Consider the following 14374-nt stretch of genomic DNA (forward strand, 5'->3'; position numbering starts at 1 on the left):
TGACGGGGCTCAGCAGAGCGCGGGTTGCGCACCGGCGGGCTGGTCCAATTGGGCCTGGATGATATGGGCACGCAGGCGCAGGACTTCCTGCTGCAGCTGTTCGCGCTCGTCTTTCAACTGGTGCAACTCGTCGCGACGGATAGTGACGTAGAGGGTCTGTGGCGGACGTGTCATCTGTGCAGTGCTCATTGCTTACCTCGCAAATAGCCGGTGTGTCGCGGTGTGCCAGAACGCTTGAGTCGAGGTTCTCGGCAGCAGTCGGAGACAATTCTGAATTCTTTTTGCGGGCAATGGAACTTTTTTATTTTTGATGGTCGTGTGACTTTTTGTGCCGCGATGCTGAAATGATGGCAACTTTTTTCCATGAAACTAGCGGTATCCGCGCTGGACTAACCCTCATTAGCCGCATTGCGCTATAAACTATGTCACACATTTTTTAGTAGTTAGGAGCATCAGCACATGCAACTGGGGATTATCGGACTAGGCCGCATGGGCGGGAATATTGCACGGCGCCTGATGCTCAATGGGCATACCACCGTTGTTTACGACCGTAACGAAACATTTGTAAAAGGCCTGAGCGAAGAGGGCGCCACCGGCGTTTCCGACCTCAAGGCGCTGGTTGACGGGCTGCAAAAGCCGCGCACCGTGTGGGTCATGTTGCCGGCGGGCGCGCCCACCGAAGACACCATCAACGCATTGAGCACGCTGCTCGAAGACGGTGATGCAATCATCGACGGCGGCAACACCAACTACAAGGACGACGTGCGCCGGGCCAAGGCCCTGGCGGAAAAGGGCCTGCACTATGTCGACGTCGGCACCTCCGGCGGCGTGTGGGGTCTGGAGCGTGGCTATTGCATGATGATCGGTGGCGACGCCGAGACCGTGCAGCGCCTTGATCCTATCTTCAAGAGCCTGGCCCCGGGCCTGGGCAATATCCCGCGTACCAAGGATCGTTCCTCCAGCGCCGACCCGCGTGCCGAGCAGGGTTACATTCATGCAGGCCCCGCCGGTTCCGGGCACTTCGTCAAGATGATCCATAACGGCATCGAGTACGGGATGATGCAGGCGTTTGCCGAAGGCTTCGACATTCTCAAGACCAAGAACTCGGAAAACCTGCCCGAAGACCAGCGTTTCGACCTGAACGTCGCCGACATCGCCGAAGTCTGGCGCCGTGGCAGTGTGGTCTCGTCCTGGCTGCTGGACCTGACCGCCGATGCCCTGGCCACCGACCCGAAACTCGACGGCTACTCCGGCTCCGTGGCCGACAGTGGCGAAGGCCGCTGGACCATCGAAGCCGCCATGGAACAAGCCGTGCCGGTGCCAGTATTGTCCACTTCGCTGTTCGCCCGCTTCCGTTCGCGCCAGCAGAGCACTTACGGTGACAAAATGCTCTCTGCCATGCGCTTCGGCTTTGGTGGTCACGTGGAGACTTCCAAAAAATGACCGCCAACGGCAAGAAACCTAAGGCCGAACCCGCTCCGCCCACCACCCTGTTTCTGTTTGGTGCCCATGGTGACCTGGTAAAGCGCCTGCTGATGCCGGCGCTGTACAACCTCAGCCGTGATGGCCTGCTGGGCGATGGCTTGCGCATTGTCGGCGTGGATCACAACGCCATCAGCGATGCCGACTTCGCCAAGAAACTCGAAGACTTCATCCGCACCGAAGCGGCGAGCAAGGTCAAGGGCAATGCCGACAACGCATTGGACCCCGCCTTGTGGGCGCAGTTGGCCAAGGGCATCAGCTACGTCGAGGGCGACTTCCTCGACGACAGCACCTACGCCGACATTGGCCGCAAGATTGCCGACAGCGGTACCGGCAACGCGGTGTTCTACCTGGCCACCGCGCCGCGCTTCTTCAGTGAAGTGGTGCAACGCCTGGGCAGTGCCGGCCTGTTGACGGAAACCGACGACAGCTTCCGTCGCGTGGTCATCGAAAAACCCTTCGGCTCCGACCTGGCCACCGCCGAGGCGCTGAACGCCAGCCTGCTCAAGGTGATGAGCGAGAAGCAGATCTATCGCATCGACCATTACCTGGGCAAGGAAACGGTGCAGAACATCCTGATCAGCCGTTTCTCCAACGTGCTGTTCGAAGCGTTCTGGAACAACCATTACATCGACCACGTGCAAATCACCGCCGCCGAAACCGTCGGCGTTGAAACCCGGGGCAACTTCTTCGAAAAGACCGGTACCCTGCGCGACATGGTGCCCAACCACCTGTTCCAGTTGCTGGCGATGGTGGCCATGGAGCCGCCCGCAGCCTTTGGTGCCGATGCGGTACGCGGTGAAAAGGCCAAGGTGATCGGTGCAGTGCGCCCCTGGTCCCTGGAGGATGCGCGGGCCAACTCGGTACGCGGGCAGTACACCGCCGGCGAAATCGGCGGCAAGCCACTGCCGGGCTACCGTGAAGAAGCCAACGTTGCGCCTGACAGCAGCACCGAGACCTTCGTCGCCCTCAAAGTGATGATCGACAACTGGCGCTGGGTCGGCGTGCCGTTCTACCTGCGTACAGGCAAGCGCATGAGCGTGCGCGACACTGAAATCGTGATCTGCTTCAAGCCGGCCCCGTATGCGCAGTTCCGAGACACCGAGGTGGACGAACTCAAGCCCACCTACCTGAAAATCCAGATCCAGCCGAACGAAGGCATGTGGTTCGACCTGTTGGCGAAGAAGCCCGGGCCAACCCTGGATATGGCCAATATCCAGTTGGGTTTCGCCTACAAGGACTTCTTCGAAATGCAACCGTCGACCGGGTACGAAACCCTGATCTATGACTGCATGACCGGCGACCAGACTTTGTTCCAGCGTGCCGATAACATCGAAAATGGCTGGCGCGCCGTGCAGCCGTTTCTTGATGCTTGGAAGGAAGACGACGGCATCCAGGCCTACAAGGCCGGTGAAGACGGCCCGGCCGCCGCCGACGCGCTCCTGGCCCGCGATGGCCGCACCTGGCACCGCCTCGGATGAGTGATGCAGCGATTCATCCCATCCGTTTTATCCTCAGTGACGTGGACGGCACCTTGCTCCACCCCGACCACAGCCTCAGCCAGCGCACCGTCGACACGGTGCATGCGCTGCGTGACGCCGGGGTGTTTTTCAGCCTGGCCAGTGGGCGTCCGCCCAAGGCCATGCTGCATCTGATCGAAACGTTCGGTATCGATGTGCCTGTGGCAGGCTTCAACGGTGGCACGCTGATCAACCCCGATGGCAGCATCCTGGTTGCCCACCATTTGCCGGCGGAAGCGGCGCTGGTCACCCTGGCGCTGTTTTCCGGCGAGCCGGACGTGGAAGTGTGGGTGTTTGCCGACGGTGACTGGCTGCGCCGCGACCCGCCCGGGCCGATGGTACAGCGCGAAGCCGATGGCCTGGGCTACGGGCCGGTGGTGGTGGAGAGTTTCGAGCCCTACCTGGATCGGATCGACAAGATCGTCGCCGCGAGCAACAACACCTCGTTGCTGGTCGAGCTGGAAGCGCAGTTGCAGCCCAAGGTACAGGGGCTGGCCCAGGTGTCGCGTTCACAACCGGTTTACCTGGATGTGACGGCGATGCTGGCCAACAAGGGCGAAGCCTTGAAGGCCCTGGCCGCACACCTGGGTATACCGCTGGAACAGACCGCGGCGATCGGCGATGGTGGCAATGACCCAGCGATGTTCCAGGTGGCCGGGTTGTCGATTGCCATGGGGCAGGCGGAAGAAACCGTCAAGCGCCAGGCCAGTGTGGTCACCGGTAGTAACCTCGATGAGGGCGCCGCCGAGGCGATCGAGCGGTTTATCCTGGCAGGCTGGGAAGGCACCGACGTCGTGCGATAGACAGATACAGCAATGAGGCGGGGCACTGCGCCGACAATGGAAGCTGACTTAATGCGCCCGCTATGGCAGGGCGCTTCATCAGCAAGGAATGTCCCATGGCCGCCCTGTCTACTCCTCCCTGTCGCGAGCGTTGCGCGGCGCTTGCGCAGAACATCCTCCAACATTTTGCCGAGCCCCCTTCGTTGCGGGATGTTGCGTTGCGCGTGCTGCAACACCACCTGGGCACGCAGTACCCCTGGCTGCCCATCAATCACACCGAGCCGATATTGTTGCGACCGGTGTATCGCTACGACAACGGCAGTTACACCATTGAACGCCATGACGCACAAAACCTGCCGGATGCGCTGATCGAGCGTTGCGCGACGGGTCGGTTCGTCGATTTTGCCCAGGACCATTCCATCGTGCGCGACGTCGAGGGTTTGCCGCTGCCGTTGAACGTCGATATCGGTTATGTCGAGCGAATGCTCAATCAGCAGGGCCCGGTGTTGCTCGAGCGCTATCAGGAAGCGCTGGTGGATTACTGGATGAGCCGGGGAGAGGGCCAGGTCGTTCGCTACATAGGCCTGGCCGACATTCTCAGGAATGCGTTGATGGACGCGGCGACCCATGCAGCCTTGGCCGGGACTGAGTTGGATCTGGTGATGAGTCTGATCAGCCGCTCACAGCAGACTTCGCACCTGGAGCCGGCCAACGGGCAGGCCTACATCGTTGACCAATGGGGCGAAACCGGGGCAATCAACCTTGAGATGCTGCGCGGGCTGGTGCTGGTCAAGCAGCAGGGCGAACGTACGACGGTGTTGCTCTTCACCCTGTCGAAGGGCATTCAACGCTTTGATTCCCTGGCGCAATTGGGCGAATGGCTGGTCAACCTGTTGAGCGCAATAGCGTCCGGCCATTCGATGCAATGGCGTTTGTACCAGCCTGCTGGCAATATCTTCTACAGTTTCAGCCTGACCTTCCTGGCCAAACAACTGGCAGATATCAACGCCGTCCTGTCTTTGGTCCGAACATTTCCCGAACCACAATATGTACTGGAACGTGCAATGGAGGTCATCACCGCTGACTTTGACAGCACTGCCCTCGAATCCCCGCTCTTGGAGCGTCTGCGTAACGCACTGCCGGGATGGTTGATACAGGCACCCAATGACCTGCAATTGCAAATGAGCCGCCATGTCCTGGACCTGGCCAGACAGGTCCGGCAGCCGGACTGGCGAGCCTTTGACGAAGGCGTGCCGTCGTTGCTTGATTACGCGCGCCAGGGGCTGTCGGCGCAATTGGCCAAGGACCACCCCGGCGAACCGGTGCTCGACCCCGACCGCATCAAGGTGATGATCGAACTTGATGAGCGTGACCTGCAAACGCAGCCCGCGCTGTTGTGGCAGTTGCCGCCGTTATACAACCATGGCAGCTGGACCCTGAGCGAGTTTGCATGGTTGCCGTTGACGGCCGTCGATCCTGCACGACTTACGCTCACGGCGGCCCCTGGCGACCCTGATGTATCGCTCACACCCGCTCAAGCGCTGGCCGTGGTCGCGCGGGCTGATGTTCGCGGCGGCTACAATCGGTTGATCCGGGAAAAGTTCAAGGACAACGAGAGTGAGCGGCGCTGGCGCCAGGCCCAGTTCATCCGGCAAGTGCGCCTGCAAATACCCATGCTGGCGCTGGAATACCACCTCAAGTACCCCCAGGCGTTTTCCCGGAAAGCCTACACCAGCGTGGTCGCCGTATTTCAGCCGCGCGCCGCCGCCAAGACCGAGGCGATCGTGCTACGCCCTTTGGCATTCAACGCCCAGGTAGGCGAACAACCCGATACTGTTCGCAACACGTTCATCATCGGCCCGCGCAACCTCAACGCAGGCCCGCAAATACTGTATCGGCCAATGTGTGCAGTGAAATTCATCGAGTTTGCCACGGCCGACGCACTGATGGCGGCCATCGCCAGTCCCGGGCAATTGCAGTACCAAGTGTTGGCCTGGTTGCCGGAGACGGCAAGGTCGCGTTATTTGGTACCGGGCGTGACGGCTCCCAGCCCCGCGGCGTTCGAGGCGGTCGACTTCAATCAGTCGCTGTGGTCGGGCGACGGCATTGTCCTGGCTGACAGGGAGGTCGACGGCGACTATATGGAGGCGCTGTTCAGCAGCAGCGTCGACACGATGTTAAGTCTGACAGAACCGGTAGAGCCGACCGCGCTGGAGGTGTTCTGGGACTGGATCAAGCGCTTTCTCGGCGTAGGCCTGTTTCTGCTCCTGACCTTCTATGGGGGGGCGGTTGGCCGGGCATTGGGGTGGCTGTACCTGGCGTGGTCGGTGGTGCAGGACGTTCGCGTGATTGGCCAGGAGCACGCCGAAGACAAGGCTTCCAGCGTGGCCGACCTGTTGTTGAATATCGGTTTGCTCCTGCTCAGCCGTGGTCGTATTTCCACCAAGGCGGGAGTGCGATCGAAAACTGATGATTTGCTGGACCTGGCCCAGGGCGCGGATCTGGAGCAAAGCATTGAAATGAGCTGGAGCGAGGCAGCGGAACATCTGTCCGAAGGTGGCCAGACCAGTCGCATCCAGACGCCGACGGTTCAATTGCCGACGGTGCAGGGGCCTGAAGAGCTGGTGCGGGGGGCGGGGGACCTGGAGCGGTTATGGAGCGGTCTGTTCCAGCGGCTGTCGGTTATTCGCCTGGCCGAACTGGCGCTGTACAAGGTCAGGCCGCTGCCGTATGCCGAGCGCATCAGCAGCGGTCAGCAACGTGGCTTGTTCCGTGCCGGCGGAGCCGTATACGCAAGTATCGATGGGGACATGTACAAGGTCGAGCAGCACCAGGGGGCCACGCGCGTGGTCAGCGACGACCTGGTGAACCGTTTCGGCCCCCAAGTGGTGGCCGGTGAACACGGGCAATGGTTGTTTTCCCCTGGGCCGGTCGTGCCCCACGACTTCCAGGAAGCCCTCGCGCTGGAGAAACAGCGTCTGGCGCAATTGAAAAGTGCCGAGCAACGACGCAAGGCCCTCGATGATGAATACAACCAATTGGTGCTGAAGTTTGCGGGCCTGGTCTATCCCGCCGACGATACGCTGCAGGTGCTGACCCAGCGCAGTGACGAGCCCGGCACGCTGGCACTGATCGAGGAGGAGTTGGCCAATGCGAGCACCGCGTTTTGGTGTTCCAGCGCGCTGATGGAGGCGCTCACCCGGCGTCGGGAAATGATGTTGATCAGGGAGTTCAGTGCGTTGTACAACCGGTTCGCCGCCGGAGCAGTCAAGGCGCGGCGCAATCAGACATTGTTGCTTGCCAGCAAACGCAAGGTCATGCTCCATGACGATCTTTTCAACGCTGCGTGGTTCGATGCACAGAGTCTGAGCAAACGGGTCCTGGATACTCGAACCTGGGGTGGGATCGCCGCAAGGCTGCCCGATTACGCAGCGCTGGAACTGGAGGCTATCGAGGCTTGCCTGGACGCCGAACGGCGTTTTGAAGACATGAAGCGCTCGGGCAGGATTGGCGACACGGCTGTTGCCGCGCTGGATAACGCGGCCTGGGCCGGTGGTCGCATGTCCTTGAAATGGCAAGAATTACACCTGCGCACCCTGGCGTTGCAGTGTTTCAACGGGCGAGTGAGCACCTTCAGGGATGCGACGATGGACCTGATCGAAGAGCTCACCGCGTTATGCAGCCTGAAGCTGTTGACTTATCGGGAGCTATATACCACCGGCCGTTTTAACCTGGATCATCAACTGCGAGTCGCCAATGACGCACTGGATGGGGTGGTGCTGGCCAACCTGCGCGTGGCTTACCATCTGGCCCCTTTGCCTCCCTATATTGTCCCTCAAGCACTGGGCAACTTTCGAAGCCATGTCAGGCGGCTGCAGCTCAGGCTGGAAGAAGAACTGATCGAGCGCTATCGGCACTACCAGGATGCCAGCCTGGAAGCCATTTCCACAAAAGTTACCAGCATGCCCAAGCGACTGATTGATGACGGCATATTGGGAGCGGTGATCGGCAATCCACGCAGTGTGCTCGAGCAAAGTGTCACCCATGAATATGTGGATGTGCTGGAGCCTTTCGACCATCGCCCTGTCTTTACATTCGAGCGTCCGGGGGTTGAACAGGAGTCCTTGTGGAGAGCAGTGCCGAGGCTTGTAACGCCGCCCGACAACGATGATGCGCTCCAGTCGCTCGCTGACATCGGCAATGAGGCACTGCGCCTGTGGCGCAATGCACAGCGAGAGTACGACCTGCTTTGTGGCCTGGAGACCATCCAGAGGTTGTCGCCCCGCTTGGCGCGCGGCGAATGGTGGAAGTATGCCCAGCGTATGAGGACGCAACGGGAGTTACTCATCAAGGCACTCAACGCGCGACCGGACTCGCCCAGGCATCGGGACCTGCAAGACTTCTTCCGACATACCCCCAGTGCGCTGTATGGCGAGATCTTGCGCTACATGGAGGAGGGCTCGGCAATGCGTGACCGTATGATCATGAAGTACTCGCCGACATCGGAAGGGCTGTTGCAACTGTACAAGGCCTGGAAGGTCGACGTAGTGGAAAGGCCATCTTCAGTCGAACTGATCCGCGAGTTCGAAGTGCGCGAAAAGTCCAGCGGCCGCCCGCTGTGGCTGGCCCGTTTCCACTATAGGACACGGGCGGCACGGGATATCGGCTACCACTTCATTCGCGGGTATCTCAAACGCTTTGTAGAGCGCAACATCAGCTATAAGAAGTTGACAGACTATGCGGCGAATAATCGACTGCAACTGATCAATGTCCTGCGCTCGAACATTGATCACGAAGTTGCCGAAACCGTGTTCTTCACCGAAGACGTCAGCTCAACGGTGCGTTGAATTACTTCGGCATGGCCCAGGTTTGCAATTGATAGCCGCTCTTGTCCAACTCGGCACGAGCCTGCAACAGCAAGTTTTCCAACCGAGTTGGATCGGAATAGACGCCGGCATCCAGTTGCTGGCTGCCGATGCGGGTATTGGTGCGGTCGATGACGCTCAGGCTGAGGGCGCCATTGCCGTCATGCCAGGCCACGCACTGAAAGGGTTGGAAAGCACGGTCTGCGATCAAAAGAGCTTCGTTGATGCGGAGCGGGGCGTTCATGTGGGTCGTCTCTCTAAATGCCCATTCAAGTGATTGCCGGCGGTTGGGCTGACCGTGCGGCGGGTTACTTGTACTGATGCACGATGGCGGGGTACGGGTCACATGTTAGAACAACTATTTTCGGATTTTAGTGATTGACGTCATGTAAGCGGCTGTTTTGAAAGCTGAATGAAAGTTTCCCAGGTTCGCAACTTTATTCGTTGAAAACACCGGCCAGTGGCTTTTTGCCCACACTTATAGCGAAATGGTACAAGCCGCGCGTCAAGATCTTGCTAGTGTTAGTCGCAGGCGTCACAAACCGTTGTTTCTAAATAACTTTACCAAGCTTGACGCCAAGGAACAGTCATGGGTATGCCTCCCGTTCAACGTCGGTTGCTAGTGGTTGATCCCTGTGACGATTGCCACGACCTGTTGCCTGGATTGCGCGCAGCCGGCTGGGCGGTCGACAGTTGCCCACTGGAAGGGGTCGGCGAGCGCTCCTGTGATGTCGGCCTGCTGCGCCTGCAACCCTCTCACCTGGAACGCCCCGAAGCGGTCAAGGAGTTGATTGGCCGCAGCGGCACCGAGTGGATTGCCGTGCTCAGCCCGGACGTACTGCGCCTGCAGAACGTCGGTGATTTTGTCTGCGAGTGGTTCTTCGACTTCCATACCTTGCCCTTCGACGTCGCCCGGGTGCAGGTCACCCTGGGCCGTGCCTTTGGCATGGCGCGCTTGCGCGGCAAGGGCCACACCCTGGTGGATGAGCCTGAGCATGAGCTGCTGGGCGACAGCCGGGCGATCCGTGAACTGCGTAAATTGCTGTCCAAGCTGGCGCCCACCGAGTCGCCGGTGTTGATCCGTGGCGACAGCGGCACGGGTAAGGAACTGGTGGCCAGGACGTTGCACCGCCAGTCCCAGCGCCATGCCAGGCCCTTTGTCGCGATCAACTGCGGGGCAATTCCGGAACACTTGATCCAGTCCGAATTGTTCGGCCATGAAAAGGGCGCGTTTACCGGCGCCCATCAGCGCAAGGTCGGACGCATTGAAGCGGCCCACGGCGGCACGCTGTTCCTGGATGAAATCGGTGATTTGCCGATGGAACTGCAAGCCAACCTGCTGCGCTTTCTGCAGGAAAAACAGATTGAGCGCGTCGGCGGCAGCCAGCCCATTCCCGTGGATGTACGGGTGTTGGCCGCGACCCACGTCGACCTGGAGGCCGCAGTTGAAAGGGGCGCTTTTCGGGAAGACTTGTATTACCGGCTCAACGTCCTGCAAGTGGTGACGGCGCCGTTGCGCGAACGCCATGGCGACGTGGCGATGCTGGCCAACCATTTTTCGCGCTTTTACAGCCAGGAGACGGGCCGACGCCCGCGCAGTTTCAGCGAGAGTGCTCTGGTGGCCATGGCTAAGCACGCCTGGCCGGGCAATGTGCGCGAGCTGGCCAACCGCGTGCGCCGTGGCCTGGTGCTGGCTGAAGGGCGCCAGATCGAAGCCGTTGATCTGGGATTGCAAAGTGAACAGGCAATTTCACCGCCGATGGCTACACTGGAAGACTACAAGCACCGCGCCGAACGCCAGGCGCTGTGCGATGTGCTCGACCGGCACAGCGACAACCTGAGTGTCGCCGCCCGTGTGCTGGGGGTTTCCAGGCCCACCTTCTACCGGTTGCTGCACAAACACCAGATCCGCTAGGGCGGGTAAACCGAAAAGCCCCGCAACGACCCTTATCGTTGCGGGGCTTTTCCTTATGTACTGTGGCGAGCGGGCTTGCCGTGGTTAGGGGGGCTTGCTGTGGCGAGCGGGCTTGCCCCGCGTTGGGCTGCGAAGCAGCCCCCCACCCCCGGCTCTCCCTAAAAGTAATACGGAAACTTCAAGCTGAACGTAAAGTCCGGCGCATCATCCGTCATCCCGATCGCCAGGTTCGGCACGATCGTCAGGTTATCCGACGCGGCAATCGTCATGCCCACGTTGAAGTAACCGGCGTTGGCATCGCTGGACACCACCGACTGCCAGTCCCCTCCGTCAGGCTTGAGCTTGCTCTTGCGCTGCACCAGATCGGAGACCGAGAACGACATACTCATCTTCTCGTTCAAGGCAAATGCGACGCCTACACCAAGTTGGAAACTGTCACCCAGGCTGACCTTGCCGCCGACTTTCTGGTTGACGTCGCTGCTGATGTCGTCAAACGACTCCTCGAAGTTATGGGTATAGGAGAACGAGCCAAACAGCACCGCAGGGTCGAAGGTCTTGACCAGCGAGATACCCGGCGTAATCGACCAGACACCATTACCGGTGGGCAGGTTTTCCGGTACATACAGGTTGTCGTTGGCGGTTGACCTGACCAGCTTGATGCCGAACGGTTCTTTGCCCGTTGGCGCCTTGACGCGCAGCGACACTACCGCATCCGGCAGGGTGGGGGTTTCGTCGAGGAACTTGTAGGCCACACCGAAGTTGACGTCGCCAATGGTCGGGTCACGGCTCACCGATTCTTCCGAGGTGGCGTTGGCATTGTTGCCGGTGCCGCCCGACTGGTAGGTCGACTCGCGGTACACCACCGGTACGTTCACATCGAACTGCCAGCGGTTGTCGACGTTGTAGCGCCCCGTCAGGTCCAGGGTCCAGTTATCCGACTTGATCCGGTCCAGATTGATATTGCCCAGGAAGATCGAATCCAGCGCCAGGAAGCCGTTTAGCGTCAGTTGACGTGCATCGTAGCGCGCATAAGTGATGCCGGTTTCAAAGCTGAATTTGCCATTGCCGAAGAAGCCGCTGGCCTCGTTATAGAGGTTGCTCACGCTTTGCGCAGGCGCCGAATCGTCCTTGAGCGACTGCCCATAGGAGCTGCCGCCACCGCCCGCACCGCCGGAGGCCGCCGCCGCTCCCGTGCCTGCCACGGTGGCACCGCTGGCCTTTTGAAAGTCCGCCGGGGATTTGGCCAGGCGCTTGGGCGCGGGGGTCGCCGGCGTGTCCTCGACCTGGCGCACCCGTTGCTCCAACACCGCCAGTGCCTTCTGTTGCACTTCGTACCGCTGCTTGAGCTCCAGAAGTTCCTGCTTGAGGGTTTCGATATCGGCGTCTGGCGCGGCATACAACACGGATGCGGGCAAGAGCGTACTTAAACAGACCACCGCACGTAGCGATAACGATCGATGCATGAAATAAGCCGTCCTTTTCTAATGCGTAAGTGTCGAGGGTCAGCGTAGTTCAATAACCGAGAGTGCGTAGGCCTTTGAGTTGATCCAGATTGCAGTTCAACGCCGGGTTGTTCAATGCGTTATTCATGACCACGTTGAGTTGGGTCATGTTGTTGACGAAGTTGCTGTTTCCAGTCAATACCGTGCCTTGCAGCACCTGGCCGCCACCAATCTGCTGGAGGCTGTTGCCTTGGTTATGATTGGCCTCGATCGCCATCTGCAAGCCGCCATTGTTGGCCGAGACGCTCACGCGACCTGCCGCGCTGTCGCCGGTGACAGTACCGCCGGCCACCAGCACCTGCCCCGATTGCGCGGCATTGGAAGGCGCAAAGCCGTTTTCAGTGACGTTGATCCCGACATTGTTGTAGGCGGTGTTTTTGTCGCCGGCAGCGCGCACGCTCTGGGTCACGCCTGTGCCGGTGCCCAGGCCGGCACCACCGGTGACGTTACCGGTGCCGGCGTTCGGGTTGGTGCCGTTCCCGGTCGAGCCGGTGGTCTGCACGTAGAACTGCGGTGTAATGGTCGATGAATCGATTTGCATGCTGGCCTTGCCGGTGAGGGTGTCGCCCACGGCATTGGTCCAGGTGCTGCTCATGACAATACCGAAGCTGATGATCCGCCCCGGCATTACATAACGACCGCGCAACTCGGCCATTTCCGAATCCTTGAGTTCGATCGGCTTGAACGCCGATGAAGCATAAGCGGGCATTGAGGCTGCCAGACACAAGACCGTCAGCCAACGGGGAGTGTTCATCTGCTGCTCCTGGAGCGTCCTGCCCCTTATTGCGCTTCTTAGAAGAAGTCGCTCTGGATGAAACCGAAATCCATCAGCTCGGCATCGCCTACGGGCCTGAACTCATTCAGTTGGTTCTTGGCGGTCAGCGGTGTGGGCGGGTCCAGCAAGGCATTGGCCTTGTCGTAGCCTTCACCCAGCACGGCGAACACGATGCCGTTCCAGCCCTTGACGAAGTCGTCGCGCGAATAGCGCTTGTGGCCCAGCACCGGGTCGCCGATATAGACCCAGTCCTTGTCGGCGCGCTGCAACACCACAAAGTGCTTGTAGCCACGAATCTCCAGCAGCACCACTACGGGGATTTTCACGGTCACCAGGGTGTCCGGCGAAATCTTGTAGCCCCGGGCCCGCATGCCGATGCTTTCGAGGTAGCGCTTCATGTCCAGCATGGAGAAACCCTGGGTGCGAACCAGGCCCTGGTCGGCATTGACCAGCATGCCTTTGATCACGTGGTCTTCATCGACGTCGAGCCAATAGCCCTGGCGCAGGATGGTGGCGAGTGCCGCGGCACCGCAGCTGAAATCGGTTTTCTGTTCCACCAGGTTGGCGAATTTGCGTTCACGGATGCTCTCGACCTTCTTGTAGATGACTGCACCGCCAGGCATGGCGGAAATCGCCATGGTGCCTGCCCAGGTCGGGCCGGTGAGCAGCATCAGGAGGGAAAGGGTCGCGAGGCGCATGATCGTGTGACCTGCTGGACACTGGAAAAAGAAAGGGGCCTTGTTGCCAAGGCCCCGTTGGATCAGAAGCGCACGCCGCTGCCGCAAACGCTGCAGCCTTGGCCTACAGAGAGGCTGTTGCTGCCTTGGTTGCCGGCGCCGGATTGCAGGTTCACACCTACGTTGCCGGAGTTACGGTTAACCGAGTTGTCGAGGCTCGAGTTGTTGGAGACATACTGAGGTTTGCCGCCATAGCCATAGCCGTGGCTGGTAGCCGCCGTGTTGAGGTAGTTGTTGGCGAGCGAGTTTTGCTCGGTATTGGCGGCCGCTGCGATGTTTTTGCCATCAGCTGTGGTGATCGCCAGGTTGTTTTTGCCTTGGTTGCCTTGACCGGCTTGACCGTTGTAACCCACGTTGCCGGAGTTGCCGTTGATGCCGTTATCCACGGAGGCGTTGTTTTGAGTGCCCTTGTTGATGAAGTTGTTCAGCGCACTGTTTTGGTTGACATCGACTACCGCGAAAACGGTAGCAAAGTCGCCCTTGGCGCTGGAGATCGCGCCAGAGTTGTCAGCTTGGTTGCCGCTGCCGGATTGAACGTTAACGCCGACGTTACCGCTGTTGCCGTTCACTGAGTTGTCGTTAGACGCGTTATTTTCGGTCTTGGTGTCATCGAACTTGTTGCCGATGCTGTTTTGTACGTCCGTAACCACGGAGGCAACCACACCGGTAGGTTGAGGCGCTGGATGCCAGCCACCACCTGCTTGAGCTGCAGCAGCCATGAGTGCAGCGAGCGCGAAAACCATTGGTTTCAGAGCCATTTGAGGTTTCATGGTGTTTCTCCTTGCTTCTGATTAGT

The 14374-nt window shown here is 59.9% G+C and carries 11 protein-coding genes; 5 read left to right on the top strand and 6 right to left on the bottom strand.

Going from position 1 to position 14374, the window contains the following annotated elements; all coding sequences use genetic code 11:
* Nucleotides 1-9 precede the first annotated feature (9 nt).
* Nucleotides 10-189, bottom strand: coding sequence for a DUF6026 family protein (locus BMX59_RS30585; RefSeq protein ID WP_256573001.1), 180 nt, complete (start codon nt 187-189; stop codon nt 10-12).
* A 270-nt stretch (nt 190-459) separates the two neighbouring features.
* On the opposite strand from BMX59_RS30585, the gene gnd reads away from it, so the two are divergent.
* The 4 genes from gnd to BMX59_RS26310 all read left to right on the top strand — a co-directional run bounded on the left by gnd (nt 460) and on the right by BMX59_RS26310 (nt 8631).
* Entirely contained in the window at nt 460-1443 is a 984-nt protein-coding gene (gnd, locus tag BMX59_RS26295; protein WP_071490650.1) for a phosphogluconate dehydrogenase (NAD(+)-dependent, decarboxylating), read from the top strand.
* On the top strand, nt 1440-2963 hold the full coding sequence (zwf, locus tag BMX59_RS26300) for a glucose-6-phosphate dehydrogenase (RefSeq protein ID WP_071490649.1): 1524 nt from the start codon (nt 1440-1442) through the stop codon (nt 2961-2963). Before gnd ends, zwf begins: the two co-directional genes overlap by 4 nt.
* A complete protein-coding gene (locus BMX59_RS26305; protein ID WP_093127541.1) occupies nt 2960-3805 on the top strand; it encodes an HAD family hydrolase in 846 nt (281 codons plus the stop codon). Before zwf ends, BMX59_RS26305 begins: the two co-directional genes overlap by 4 nt.
* A 95-nt stretch (nt 3806-3900) precedes the next feature.
* Entirely contained in the window at nt 3901-8631 is a 4731-nt protein-coding gene (locus BMX59_RS26310) for a dermonecrotic toxin domain-containing protein (RefSeq protein WP_093127545.1), read from the top strand.
* A gap of 1 nt (nt 8632) precedes the next feature.
* On the opposite strand, the gene BMX59_RS26315 is transcribed toward BMX59_RS26310, so the two are convergent.
* A complete protein-coding gene (locus BMX59_RS26315) occupies nt 8633-8893 on the bottom strand; it encodes a hypothetical protein (protein ID WP_093127548.1) in 261 nt (86 codons plus the stop codon).
* 345 nt (nt 8894-9238) lie between these two features.
* Between BMX59_RS26315 and BMX59_RS26320 the strand changes: the two genes are divergently transcribed.
* The gene (locus BMX59_RS26320) at nt 9239-10564 is read left to right on the top strand and encodes a sigma-54 dependent transcriptional regulator (protein ID WP_093127551.1); all 1326 of its coding nucleotides are present in this window, start codon (nt 9239-9241) and stop codon (nt 10562-10564) included.
* Between the two features lie 158 nt (nt 10565-10722).
* Here the strand turns inward: BMX59_RS26320 and BMX59_RS26325 are convergent, their stop codons facing one another.
* The 4 genes from BMX59_RS26325 to BMX59_RS26340 all read right to left on the bottom strand — a co-directional run bounded on the left by BMX59_RS26325 (nt 10723) and on the right by BMX59_RS26340 (nt 14348).
* The gene (locus tag BMX59_RS26325; protein ID WP_093127554.1) at nt 10723-12027 is read right to left on the bottom strand and encodes a hypothetical protein; all 1305 of its coding nucleotides are present in this window, start codon (nt 12025-12027) and stop codon (nt 10723-10725) included.
* 49 nt (nt 12028-12076) lie between these two features.
* Entirely contained in the window at nt 12077-12820 is a 744-nt protein-coding gene (locus BMX59_RS26330) for a hypothetical protein (protein ID WP_093127558.1), read from the bottom strand.
* 38 nt (nt 12821-12858) lie between these two features.
* Complete coding sequence (locus BMX59_RS26335; protein WP_093127561.1) at nt 12859-13539, bottom strand: C39 family peptidase; 681 nt, start codon at nt 13537-13539, stop codon at nt 12859-12861.
* A gap of 62 nt (nt 13540-13601) precedes the next feature.
* Nucleotides 13602-14348, bottom strand: a complete 747-nt coding sequence (locus BMX59_RS26340; protein WP_093127564.1) for a hypothetical protein — start codon at nt 14346-14348, stop codon at nt 13602-13604.
* Nucleotides 14349-14374 lie beyond the last annotated feature (26 nt).

The sequence above is a fragment of the Pseudomonas sp. NFR09 genome, assembly GCF_900111535.1.
In the GTDB taxonomy this organism is placed as follows: Bacteria; Pseudomonadota; Gammaproteobacteria; order Pseudomonadales; family Pseudomonadaceae; genus Aquipseudomonas; species Aquipseudomonas extremorientalis.

Coding starts and splice junctions, on each gene's coding strand:
- BMX59_RS26310 (WP_093127545.1), top strand. CDS start 3,901: ATGGCCGCCCTGTCTACTCCTCCCTGTCGCGAGCGTTGCGCGGCGCTT.
- BMX59_RS26330 (WP_093127558.1), bottom strand. CDS start 12,820: ATGAACACTCCCCGTTGGCTGACGGTCTTGTGTCTGGCAGCCTCAATG.
- gnd (WP_071490650.1), top strand. CDS start 460: ATGCAACTGGGGATTATCGGACTAGGCCGCATGGGCGGGAATATTGCA.
- BMX59_RS30585 (WP_256573001.1), bottom strand. CDS start 189: ATGAGCACTGCACAGATGACACGTCCGCCACAGACCCTCTACGTCACT.
- BMX59_RS26340 (WP_093127564.1), bottom strand. CDS start 14,348: ATGAAACCTCAAATGGCTCTGAAACCAATGGTTTTCGCGCTCGCTGCA.
- zwf (WP_071490649.1), top strand. CDS start 1,440: ATGACCGCCAACGGCAAGAAACCTAAGGCCGAACCCGCTCCGCCCACC.
- BMX59_RS26325 (WP_093127554.1), bottom strand. CDS start 12,027: ATGCATCGATCGTTATCGCTACGTGCGGTGGTCTGTTTAAGTACGCTC.
- BMX59_RS26305 (WP_093127541.1), top strand. CDS start 2,960: ATGAGTGATGCAGCGATTCATCCCATCCGTTTTATCCTCAGTGACGTG.
- BMX59_RS26335 (WP_093127561.1), bottom strand. CDS start 13,539: ATGCGCCTCGCGACCCTTTCCCTCCTGATGCTGCTCACCGGCCCGACC.
- BMX59_RS26315 (WP_093127548.1), bottom strand. CDS start 8,893: ATGAACGCCCCGCTCCGCATCAACGAAGCTCTTTTGATCGCAGACCGT.
- BMX59_RS26320 (WP_093127551.1), top strand. CDS start 9,239: ATGGGTATGCCTCCCGTTCAACGTCGGTTGCTAGTGGTTGATCCCTGT.